The 11,104-nt window shown below is 73.2% G+C and carries 11 protein-coding genes; all 11 read left to right on the top strand.

Features of this window, described 5'->3' with window-relative positions; genetic code table 11:
• The first annotated feature begins 110 nt into the window (after window positions 1-110).
• The gene (locus tag AB0435_RS28005; RefSeq protein ID WP_366007211.1) at window positions 111-1,496 is read left to right on the top strand and encodes an FAD/NAD(P)-binding protein; all 1,386 of its coding nucleotides are present in this window, start codon (window positions 111-113) and stop codon (window positions 1,494-1,496) included.
• A gap of 244 nt (window positions 1,497-1,740) precedes the next feature.
• Window positions 1,741-2,454, top strand: coding sequence for a response regulator transcription factor (locus AB0435_RS28000; protein ID WP_366428231.1), 714 nt, complete (start codon window positions 1,741-1,743; stop codon window positions 2,452-2,454).
• Between the two features lie 153 nt (window positions 2,455-2,607).
• Window positions 2,608-2,805 (top strand): MbtH family NRPS accessory protein, encoded by a 198-nt coding sequence (locus tag AB0435_RS27995; RefSeq protein ID WP_366428230.1) that lies wholly within the window; start codon window positions 2,608-2,610, stop codon window positions 2,803-2,805.
• 45 nt (window positions 2,806-2,850) lie between these two features.
• Window positions 2,851-4,644: a non-ribosomal peptide synthetase gene (locus AB0435_RS27990; protein WP_366428229.1), complete on the top strand. Its 1,794-nt coding sequence runs from the start codon at window positions 2,851-2,853 to the stop codon at window positions 4,642-4,644.
• A 56-nt stretch (window positions 4,645-4,700) separates the two neighbouring features.
• Window positions 4,701-5,477, top strand: coding sequence for an alpha/beta fold hydrolase (locus AB0435_RS27985; RefSeq protein WP_366007207.1), 777 nt, complete (start codon window positions 4,701-4,703; stop codon window positions 5,475-5,477).
• On the top strand, window positions 5,474-6,802 hold the full coding sequence (locus tag AB0435_RS27980) for a M20/M25/M40 family metallo-hydrolase (protein WP_366007206.1): 1,329 nt from the start codon (window positions 5,474-5,476) through the stop codon (window positions 6,800-6,802). The genes AB0435_RS27985 and AB0435_RS27980 overlap by 4 nt, the downstream gene beginning before the upstream one ends.
• Window positions 6,795-7,739 carry a GNAT family N-acetyltransferase gene (locus AB0435_RS27975; RefSeq protein WP_366007214.1) on the top strand — a complete coding sequence of 315 codons (945 nt, stop codon included), beginning with the start codon at window positions 6,795-6,797 and terminating at the stop codon, window positions 7,737-7,739. Before AB0435_RS27980 ends, AB0435_RS27975 begins: the two co-directional genes overlap by 8 nt.
• Window positions 7,736-8,329, top strand: coding sequence for a hypothetical protein (locus AB0435_RS27970; protein WP_366428228.1), 594 nt, complete (start codon window positions 7,736-7,738; stop codon window positions 8,327-8,329). Before AB0435_RS27975 ends, AB0435_RS27970 begins: the two co-directional genes overlap by 4 nt.
• Window positions 8,326-9,351, top strand: a complete 1,026-nt coding sequence (locus tag AB0435_RS27965; protein ID WP_366428227.1) for a BtrH N-terminal domain-containing protein — start codon at window positions 8,326-8,328, stop codon at window positions 9,349-9,351. Before AB0435_RS27970 ends, AB0435_RS27965 begins: the two co-directional genes overlap by 4 nt.
• Window positions 9,351-10,748 (top strand): DegT/DnrJ/EryC1/StrS family aminotransferase, encoded by a 1,398-nt coding sequence (locus AB0435_RS27960; RefSeq protein ID WP_366428226.1) that lies wholly within the window; start codon window positions 9,351-9,353, stop codon window positions 10,746-10,748. The genes AB0435_RS27965 and AB0435_RS27960 overlap by 1 nt, the downstream gene beginning before the upstream one ends.
• Entirely contained in the window at window positions 10,745-11,065 is a 321-nt protein-coding gene (locus tag AB0435_RS27955; RefSeq protein WP_366007202.1) for an acyl carrier protein, read from the top strand. The genes AB0435_RS27960 and AB0435_RS27955 overlap by 4 nt, the downstream gene beginning before the upstream one ends.
• Window positions 11,066-11,104 lie beyond the last annotated feature (39 nt).

Below are 11,104 nucleotides of genomic sequence, written 5' to 3'. Positions count from 1 at the left end.
TCGCCCTCGACCCCTACACCACCGCCCGCCACACCGGCTCCTTCCTCCTCATCGACCCCACCGACGGCACCACCCTCACCGCCGGCATGGCCGGGACTGCCGAGTGATCCGTGGGTGAACACACCTTCCGCGTCGCGGTCGTCGGGGCCGGTGCGGCCGGCACGCTGACCGCGACGCGGCTGCTGGAGAAGGCACACGAGGCCGGGGCGCGGGTCACCGTCACCCTCGTCGACCCCGCGCCCGGAACGGGCCGGGGCGTCGCGTACGCGACACAGGATCCGCGACATCTCCTCAACGTGCCCGCCGGGCGGATGAGCGGCCACCCGGACCGGCCGGACGACTTCGTCCGCTGGCTCGGCGAGCACGAGGCCCGCACGGTCGGAGCGGGGGAGTTCGCGCCGCGGGGCGCGTACGGCGCCTATCTCGCCGCGGGGCTGGACGAGGCGGTGGCGCGGTGCGGCGCGGGTGCCCTGCGCCGGGTGCGCGACCGGGCGGTCCGGCTGTCCGGCCCGGACGGCGGCGCGGCCCAGCGCGTCGGTCTGGGCTCGGGCGCCGTCGTGGACGCCGACGCGGTCGTGCTCGCCCTCGGGCTCGCCGCCCCGGGGCTCGGCTGGGCGCCCGAACGACTCCGCGAACATGAACACTTCGTGTCGGATCCCTGGCGGCCGGGCGCGCTCGACCGCGTGCCCGCCGACGCCGACGCCGACGTCCTCCTCGTCGGCACCGGACTGACCGCCTGCGACCTGGCGCTGACCCTCGCGCGGCCGGGCCGCACGGTGCACGCCGTGTCGCGGCACGGCCTCGTTCCGTACGCCCACGCGGAGAAACCGGCCGCCTCCGGCCCGCTTCCCGCCCCTCCGGCCGTCGCGGATCTGGCCGGACTGCGGCGGTGGTTGGCGGTGCGTGCCGCGTACCACCGCCGGGTGCACGGTGACTGGCGGCCGGCCGTCGACGAGCTGCGGCCGCACACCACCGCCCTGTGGCAGGGGCTTCCGGCCGCCGAACGCGACCGGTTCCTCAGCGACGACCTGCGGCTGTGGGAGGTGCTGCGGCACCGGCTGCCCCCGCGCACGGCGGCCGCGCTCGACGCGGCCCGGCAGAGCGGTCAAGTGACCGTCCGGGCAGGGGGTTTGGCGGATGCCGAGCCCTCGCCCGAGGGGGTGCGCGTGCGCTTCGCGGACGGGGGTGCTCGCTGCTTCGGGGCCGTCGTCAACTGCACCGGAGCGGAAGCCTCCGTGCGCAGGTCGGACGACCCGCTGGTCAAGGACCTGCTCGCCACCGGCGCGGCCCGGCCCGGCCCGCACGGCCTGGGCCTCGACACCGCCCCGGACGGGCGGCTGGTCCCGGCGGACGGCGGCGCGCGGCGGCCGGTGTGGACGCTGGGCTCGCCGCGGCGCGGCAATCTATGGGAAACCACCGCCATCCCGGAGATACGTGCGCAGGCCATTCAATTGGCGGTTTCCTTGACAGAAGAGTGCAGCCGGATAATTCCCTGAATACCGCCATCTATTTACCTGTTTTCAGCTCCCGGCGGGTGTTTCGGTGGGTTTGGTCACGCTCCTCACGGACTCCGGCCGTCCGTCTCCATGAAGTAGATTGACGAACGGTGCTGCGGGGGTCACCGCGTTTCTGGGTGCTTTGCGGCCTTGTGACGAAGGCAGAACGAGTGGTCGTCCTCGCGGTGAGCTAATTCTGTTGCACTTGGTGGCACACCGCCCCTTGGATGGCCATCGCTTTGCCATGGGATTACGTAACCTGGGGGTGCGGGGCGCGGTGGCGATCAAAGTGGTCATCTGTGATGAGACGCCGATCATTCGTAATGGGCTGAAGACCTTCCTGGAGGCCGCCCAGGACATCGAGGTCGTCGATGTCTCGGACAGTGCGATGAATGCCCTGATGCTGATCCGCACGCACCGGCCCGACGTGGTCGCCACCGGCATCAAGTTCCAGGGGATGTCCGGGATCGAGCTGATCCGCCGGCTCGCCCGGTCCGACGACGACGTGCCGGCCCCCCGCTCGGTGGTGTTCAGCATGGACTGCGCCGACGACGTGATCACCGAGGTGCTGCACGCCGGTGCCAACGGCGTGCTGATCGGGGACGCCAAGCGCGAGGAGGTCGCGAGCGCCGTGCGGACCGTGGCGCGCGGCGGCACCGCCCTGGCCCCCGAGGTGGCGGGCCGGCTCGTCGAGTGGTTCCGCGGCCGCGATCTGCGGCCGGCGGCCGAACTGCGGCCGTCCATAGGCTCGCTCACCTCGCGCGAGCGCCAGGTGCTCACGCTGATCGGCCGGGGGATGTCGATCGAGGAAGTGGCGACGGAGCTGTGCATCGGGGTCAGCACGATCCGCACCCACCTGCACCGGCTGCGCAACAAGCTCGACCTCAAGGACCGCGCCCAGCTGGTCTCCTTCGCCTACCGGGCCGGTCTGATGCAGACCCCGGCCGAGGCGTGTTGACGATTTCTGGACGCCCTTCAGCCGGGCGTTGACCCGGGCGACCCCGGGTCGACGGGTGGTCGCCCGGCAGGTCAACCGCCGGGTGGACGCGGCATTACGGCGGCCCTGCCTACGCTCTGGCGATATCACTGCGGATAAACCAGAGGGCCGATCATGACTGAGGCTGCCGAAGCGGCGCAGGATTCTTGGGCGATCGTTGTCAACCACGAGGAACAGCATTCGATCTGGCCCGCCGGACGCGAACTCCCGGCGGGCTGGAACGAAATCGGATTCACAGGTGACCGGCAGGCGTGTCTGGACCGGATAGCCACCCTGTGGACGGACCTGCGGCCGCTGAGCCTGCGTGGCTGATCCGACCGACCGTGAGAAACGCGAAATCGCGCAAAGGGTTCGAGAATGACAACGACCGTTGAATCGGCGCACCCGGCCGAATCCGTGCACGCGGCTTTCGAGCGGCGCGCGGCGGCCACCCCGGACGCCGTGGCGATCAGCTCGGGCGACACCCGGGTCGGCTACGCCGAGCTCGACGCGCGGGCCAACCGGCTCGCCCACCACCTGCGCGCCCTCGGCGTCGGCGTGGAGAGCCCGGTCGGCATCTGCGTGGAGCGGTCCGTGGAGACCGTGGTCGCCCTTCTCGCGATCCTCAAGGCGGGCGGCCACTATGTGGCGCTCGACCCGCGCCAGCCGCGCGAGCGCCACGCGACCCTGGTGAAGGAGGCAGGGCTTGAGCTGATCCTCACCCAGGAGCGGCTCCACGAGCAGGTGTCCGGGCTCGCTCGGACCGTCGTCCTCGACGACCCCGAGCTCGACCTGTCGGTGCTCTCCGCGCTTCCCGCCACCGGTCTCGGCACGGAGGTGCGGCCCGGCCACGCCGCGTACGTCGCGTACACCTCCGGCTCGACCGGCACGCCCAAGGGCGCGTGCGTCCCCCACGGCGCCGTGCTCCGGCTCGTCCAGCGGAGCAACTTCCTGACGGCCGGGCCCGACGACGCCTTCCTGATGTTCGCGCCGCTCGCCTTCGACGCGTCGACGCTGGAGATCTGGGCACCGCTGCTCAACGGCTCCCGGCTGGCCGTCCTGCCGCCCGGCGAGCCCTCGCTCGACGAGCTCGCCGAGGCGGTCGTACGGGAGAACGTCACCGTCCTGTGGCTCACCGCCGGGCTCTTCCACCAGATGGCCGAGGGGCCCGTCGCCCGGCTGACCACGGTCCGGCAGCTGCTGGCGGGCGGGGACGTCCTCTCGCCGCACCACATCGACCGGACGTTCGCCGCGCTGCCCGGCATCCGCGTCGTCAACGGCTACGGACCCACCGAGAACACCACGTTCACCTGCTGCCACATCATGGACGGACCGGTCGGCGACGGGCCCGTACCCATCGGGCTGCCCGTCACCGGCACCACCGTGCACGTCCTGGACGAGCGGCTGCGGGAGGTCCCCGCGGGCGAGGCCGGTGAGCTCCACGCCGGCGGGGCGGGAGTGGCCCGCGGCTACGTGGGGCGCCCCGGTCTGACCGCCGACCGCTTCCTGCCCGACCCGTACGCCGCCGAGCCGGGCGCGCGGATGTACCGCACCGGCGACCTCGTACGCCGCCGGGCCGACGGCGTGGTGGAGTTCCTCGGCCGGATCGACAACCAGGTGAAGGTGCGGGGCTTCCGCATCGAACCGGGCGAGATCGAGACGGCGTTGCTGGCCCACCCGGGCGTCAAGGACGCGTCCGTCGTGGTCCACACGCACCCGGAGTCCGGCAAGCGCCTGGTGGCCTTCTACGTCGCCGACGACGGCGTCCTGTCCACCGCCCTGCGCGAGGCCGTCTCCGCCGCTCTGCCGCCCTACATGGTCCCCTCGCTCCTCGCCCGTGTCGACGCCCTGCCGCTGACCCGCAACGGCAAGGTCGACCGGGCCGCCCTGGAGGCCCGCGAGGTCCGGGAACGGCCGGAGACCAACGCCGACTTCCGGGCGCCCGGCACGCCGCTGGAGCGCGAACTCGCCGCGCTCTGGGCCGGTCTCATGGGGCTGGACGAGGTCGGCGTCGACGACGACTTCTTCGAGCTGGGCGGCCACTCCCTGATGGTCACCCGGATCGTCGCCCACGTCGCGGAGCGGCACGGGGCGGAGCTCCGCCCCCGCGACCTCTACCTGAGCGCGACCGTGGCCGAACTCGCCGAGGCCATCGAGGAGTCGGCGGGCTGAGTTCTCCTCGCCTCGCCCCGCCCCCGCCCGCGACCGCCCCCGACATGAGGTGAAGGATGACTTCCGACCGACGTCCCTCGAAATGGCTGCTGCGCCGCCCGAAGGGCGACAGCCCCGTGCGCCTCTTCTGCTTCCCCTACGCGGGCGTCGGCGCGTCGATGTACGCCAAGTGGCCGCGGACCATCGGGTCCGCCGAGGTGTGCCTCGTCCAGCTGCCTGGCCGCGAGAACCGGCTGCGGGAGCCGCACTTCGGCACGTACGAGGAGCTGACCGAGGGGCTGCTGGAGGGACTGGCGCCGCACCTGGACCGGCCGTTCGCCTTCTTCGGGCACTGCAGCGGCGCACTCCCCGCCTTCGCCGCGGCCGCCGAGCTGGCCCGGCGCGGGGAGCGCGTCCCGGACCGGCTCTTCCTCTCCTCCCAGGTGGCCCCGCACGAGGGCCCCTACGGGCGGCTGCTCGACCTCGCGCACGACGAGCTCGCCGGGGAGCTGATCACCCTGACCCGGGCCATGGGCGGTGAGCCGCACCCCGACCTCATCGACCTCGGCGTGGACGTCCTGTCCGCCGACATCGAGGCCAACCGGCGCTACCGCCTGGACGCGCCGCTGCGGCTGCCCACCACCCTCACCACCATCGGCTGGCGCGAGGACGACGTCATCCCGGCCGCGCTGACCACGGGCTGGCGGGAGTACGCCCCCCAGGGTGACACCCGCGAGGTCCTCCTGGACGGCGGCCACTACGCCTTCCTGGACGCACCGGCCGCACTCGTCGCCGAGCTGGCCGCCGGCCTGGACGCACTCGTTCCGCAGCAGACGGAGGCCGACCGGACATGAGCACCGTGGAGATCCCGGACGTCGTCACGCTCACGCAGCAGCTGATCCGCTTCGACACCACCAACCCGCCCGGTGACGAGGCCGCCTGCGTGCGCCACGTGGAGCGACTGCTCTCCGTCGCCGGGCTGGAGACCCGGCTGCTCGGCCGCGAGCCCGGCCGGCCCAACCTCATCGCCCGGCTGCCCGGCCGGGGCGAGGCGCCCCCGCTGCTGCTGCACGCCCACGTCGACGTGGTGCCCACCGAGAACCAGCGGTGGACCCGCCCGCCCTTCGGCGGCGAGCTCGTCGACGGCGAGGTGTGGGGGCGCGGCGCCGTCGACATGAAGGGCCAGCTGGCCATGATGCTCACGGCCGTACTGCGGCTGCGGGCCACCGGCACCCCGCCCGCCGGGGACGTCATCCTCGCCGTCGTCTGCGACGAGGAGGCGGGCAGCGCGGCGGGCGCCAAGTTCCTCGTGAACGAGCACCCCGAACTGTTCGCCGGAGTGCGCTACGCCATCGGCGAGGACGGCGGCGCGAGCCTGGACCTCGGCGGCCAGGTGCGCTTCCACCCCATCGTGGTCGCCGAGAAGCGGGCCGTGTGGGTGCGCGCCGTCCTGCGCGGCGTGGCGGGCCACGCCTCCCGCGTCACCGGCGGCTCGGGCGCCGCCCACAAGCTCACCCGGCTGCTCACCGCCATCGACGGCGGCGGGCTCGGCACCGTGCTGACCCCGGCCGTCGACACCATGCTCGGCGAGCTCGCCCGCGTCCTGCCGGAGGAGGGGAGCCGCCGGATCGCCGCCTTCCGCGCCGACCCGTCCGACACGTCCGCGCTCGACGGTTTCGACGAGCGCGACATCCGCTACCTCAGTTCGATCGTGCAGCACACCGTCAACGCCACGGTGATCCACGGCGGCACCAAGACGAACGTCCTGCCGAGCGAGATCTCCGTGGAGCTCGACGGGCGGGTGCTGCCGGGCGACTTCGACACCCCCGGATTCCTCGCCGAGCTGCGCGCGAAGTCCGGCGTCGAGATGGACCTGGAGGTCCTCGTCGAGGGCGAGCAGATGCCGCAGCCGAAGCTCGGGGCGTTCTACGAGCGGCTCGCCGCGGTGCTGCGCGAGCAGGACCCGGGCGGCGTGCCGATCCCCATGGTCACCACCGCCTCCACCGACGCCCGGCTCTTCCCGCAGCTGGGCATCGAGACGTACGGCTGGCTGCCGCTGCGGCAGTCCACGGGCGTCTCGTACCGCGACATGCTGCATGTCGCGGACGAGCGCATCGCGGTCGCGGACCTGGAGTTCGGCGCCCACTGCTTCCACGAACTGCTGCGTGACCATGAGTGAGACGCGCACGGCCGTGGCCGTCGACGTGGCACCGCTGCCCTCCGGCCGCGCGGCGGCCGCCCGCTGGGCGGGCCCGGTCGCGGGGCTGACACGGGCCGCGTACGCGCTCTCCGACCCCTACCCCGGCCTGCCCGTCCCCGACGGCGCGCGGGAGACGGAGGACGGTGTCCTGCGCGCCCTGGAGCGCGGTTCACAGGTGTGGCTGGCCACCGGCCCGGACGGGCGGCTCGCCGGCGCCCTGCGCGTCACCGACCACGGCGCCGCGGGCTGGGAGGTCCACCGCGTCTCGGTCGATCCCGTGCGGCAGGGCCAGGGCATCGCCCGCACCATGCTGGCGGCCGTCGAGGAGAACGCCCGGGCGCGCGGTGTGCCACGGCTGTGGCTCGACGCCGTCGTGGAGCGCTGCCTGCCCGCCGTCTACGGACGGCTGGGCTTCCGGGCCGTACGCCACTGGTCCGCCGACGACAAGCCGCTGTCCGAGACCACGCTGGAACGCGTCCCGGGCGCACCGCTCCCGGCCGACGCGCTGCCCTTGGTCGACGACCCGCTGGGGCCGTCCGACCTCGCCGTCGCCTGGCTGCCCGCGGACGGCCGGCTGCTCGCCGTGCTCGAAGCGGGCGGGCGCCCGTCGGAGCTGCTGGCAAGGGCCTGCGCCCGCGCCGGTGCCGAGGGCGCGGCCGGTCTCGACGTCTGGCCCGGCGCGGGCCCGGACGGCCGGGCCTGGCTGGCCGCGCGGCTGCCGGAAGCCGGCGCCGCCGCCGGGGGCCACGGGATCTTCTCCTTCCCCGGCGGCCGGGAGCGCGTGGCCGCCCACCTCATGCCGCGCACCCTCCACCCCGGGCTGCGGGCCGTCCTGCGCCTCGCCCCGGGCCGGACGCACCGGCCGGTGCCGGCCGCACCCTCCGCTCACGGAACCGTTGGAGCAAGTCCGAGTTGAGAACACAGACCGCACACACGACGCCCACGCGCCTGGACCTGACGGCGTTCGCCAACAACACCGGGATCACCACTGAGGACCGGCTGTCCGACGGCGCGTTCAACATCTGGGGCAACACCTTCCCGGCCGACAAGCTGCCCGCCGGCGGCGAGATCACCGTCGACGGGATCCCCTTCCGCTTCCCCGCGCCGGCCGCGGGCGCGCCGGACAACGTCCGCTGCGCCGGGCAGCTCCTGGAACTGCCCGCCGGGCGCTACGACTGGATCCACGTCCTCGCCGCCGCCGAGCGGCGCACCGAGGACTTCGTCCAACTGCACTACGCCGACGGCTCGGTGGACCCGGAGTGGCTGCGGATCTCCGACTTCTGGCCGGAGACAGAGGCCCGCTTCGGCGAGAGCGCCGCGTTCTCCTGCACCCGGCTGCACTACCCCCGGCACGTCCAGCGCTCCATGGGGCCGACCGTCTGGCGGCAGCGCGTCCCCGTGACCAGGCAGCAGGAGCTGACGGCCCTCACGCTGCCCGACAACCCCGCGATCCACGTGTTCGCGATGACCCTCGCGCCCACCACACCGCCGGAGGCAGCGCAGTGACGACCCTCATCGACGACGTGCACAGCTGGCGCCACGATCTGGCCGGCTGCCTGCACGCCTGCATGGCGACCCTGCTGCGGCACCGCGGCGTGGCACCGCTGGAGACCCTGGGCGCCGCCTGGCGCTTCCGCCATCTGCCCGGTGACGTACGGCGCGAGGAATACTTCTACCCCTGCGCCGCGGGTGAGTCGCTGCTGGGCGCGCTGGCCCCGTACCACCCGGTGCGCTCCGTGTGGCACAGCCCCGCCGACGCCGCCGAGGGGTGGGCCCAGGTGCGGGCCGAGGTCGAGGCCGGGCGGCCGGTGGCCGTCGCGGTCGACAACTTCGAGTTGCCCTTCCGCCCCGCCTACCAGGACGTGCACTCCAACCACATGGTGGTCGTGCACGGCTTCGACGAGGAGGCGGGCACCGTCCACGTGCTCGACGCCGTCCCGCCGCACTTCCACGGGGACATCACCCTGCGGCAGCTGGCCGCCTCCCGCGACTCGGGGAACGCGGCGGTGCACGACCGGGACATGTTCTTCACGGACGTGCACATAGGCAACCGCTGGCTGTCGGTCGAACTCGACGCCAACCCCGAGGACTTCCCGGCCTTCGACCGGGCGCACATCCGTGACGTCATCGAACGTAACCTGCGCGGCTACCACGAGCCGGCACAGGGCGACGGCTACGCGGGCCTCGACGGCCTCACCGCGTTCTTCGCCGACACGGGCAAGCGGCTCACGGCCGGCGAGACCGTACGCGACGAGCTCTTCGTCGTCGCGGGCGCGGCCCTGGCCAACACCGCCGTCCACGCCGACTGGCTGGCCCTCGCCGGACGCGCGCTCGACCACCCGGGCCTGGCCGAGCAGGGCCGGGCCGTCGAGCGGATCGCCCACCACTGGTCCGCGATCCGGATCATGGCGGCGCTCACGCAGTCCGAGGGACTCGGCGCGGCGCGCCTCACCAGGCGCGCCCACACCCTCCTGAAGGACCTGGAACAGGTGCTGGCAGGACTCGCACACGAAGGAGCGGAACTGTAATGGCTGTTGCCGGTTCTCGTCCGGGCGCCACCAGGTCGCCCGACAAGCTCGCCATGCAAGGCGGCGCCCGGTCCGTCCCGCGCTCGCTGCGCATCCCCGCCTGGCCGCGGGTGACCGAGGCCGACGAGGCGGCGGTCATGCGGGCCGTGGCCAGCGGCCGCTTCACCTCGGCGTCCTCCGGTGAGCAGGAGATCGAGTCGCTGGAGCGCGAGTGGGCCGCGGCCGTCGGCACCAAGCACTGCGTCATGGTGAGCAACGGCACCGCCGCGATCTCCGTGGCACTCGGCGCCCTCGACATCCAGCCGGGCGACGAGGTGATCGTGCCCGCGCTCAGCTTCATCGCCTCCGCCGTCGCGCCGCTGCACATCCTCGCGGTGCCCGTCTTCGTCGACATCGACCCGCGGACGTTCAACGTGACGCCCGAGGCCGTCGAGGCCGCGATCACCCCGCGCACCCGCGCCATCGTGGTCGTCCACCTGCACGGCCTGCCGGTCGACATGACGGAGATCCTCGCGGTCGCCGACAAGCACGGCATCCCCGTCGTCGAGGACGCCGCCCAGGCGCACGGCGCGGTCTACCAGGGCCGCACGGTCGGCTCGCTGGGCGCGATCAACACCTTCAGCCTCAACGTCAGCAAGAACCTCGCCACCTGCGGCGAGGGCGGTCTCATCACCACCGACGACGACCGGCTGGCCCGACGGGCGCTGATGCTGCGGCAGTTCGGCGAGCTCATCCCCCAGCAGGGCGAGCGCTCCTACGTGGGCCACATGCTCGGCTTCAACCACAAGCCGAACGCCATCCAGGCGGCCTTCACCCGCAGCCAGCTGGAGCGCCTCCCCGAGGAGGCCAAGATCCGGGACGAGAACGTCCGGTACTTCCTGGAGCGGCTCTCCGCCCTGCCCGGCCTCCTCACCCCGCACGTCCCCGAGGACCGCACGCACGCCTGGCACATCCTGCGCTTCCGCGTCGACCCGGCCGCGCTCGGCCTCGACCCCGCGCTCGCCGGCCCGCTGCGCGCCTCGCTGATGCGGGCCCTGCGCGCCGAGGGCGTGCCCGCCGGGCACTACCAGATGATGTCGCTGCCCCAGCAGCGCGTCTTCCAGGAGCGGCTCGGCTACGGCGGCTACCCGTGGCAGCTGCCCGGCGTCGGGCCGCGAAGCTACCGCGCCGAGGACCAGCCGACCACGCTGGCCGTCATCGACGACTCCTTCGCCATCCAGAAGGCCCACCTGTCGCCCGACGCCCGGCCGCTGCTGGCCGCCTACGCGGACGCCTTCGAGAAGGTCTGGAACCACCGCGAGGTGTGGACGCGCTACGCCACCTCCATGGAGTACCGCACGCCGTGGGACAAGGCCGCGGAGATCGCGGCGGCCGAGCGGGCGGAGGCTGAGGCGTGAGCGCCGCGGACCCGGTACGGGACGAACTCACCGCCATCTGGCAGGACGTCTTCAAGGTCACCGCCGAGGAGATCGACCCCGACGAGGGCTTCTTCGAGCTCGGCGGCACCTCCTTGCAGGCGGTGCAGCTGATGACCCGCGTCGAGGAGGCGTTCGACGTACGGATCCCGCTCCCGGTGATCTTCACGGAGGGGAGCCTCGCGGGCCTCGCCGCGATCGTCGAGGAGGAGCTGCTGTCCGGCGCGGACGCGCTCACCGACGAGGAGGCGCAGCGCCTCCTCGAAGAACACCAGGAAGCCGGCGGGGAACACCGCTGACCGCCACCGCAGGCCGACGAGTACGAGGTTGACGAGGGA

Source organism: Streptomyces sp. NPDC051173 (assembly GCF_040689515.1).
Taxonomy (GTDB): Bacteria; Actinomycetota; Actinomycetes; order Streptomycetales; family Streptomycetaceae; genus Streptomyces.
Note: the sequence above shows the minus strand (reverse complement) of the source record. Positions and strands in the feature narration are given on the sequence as shown.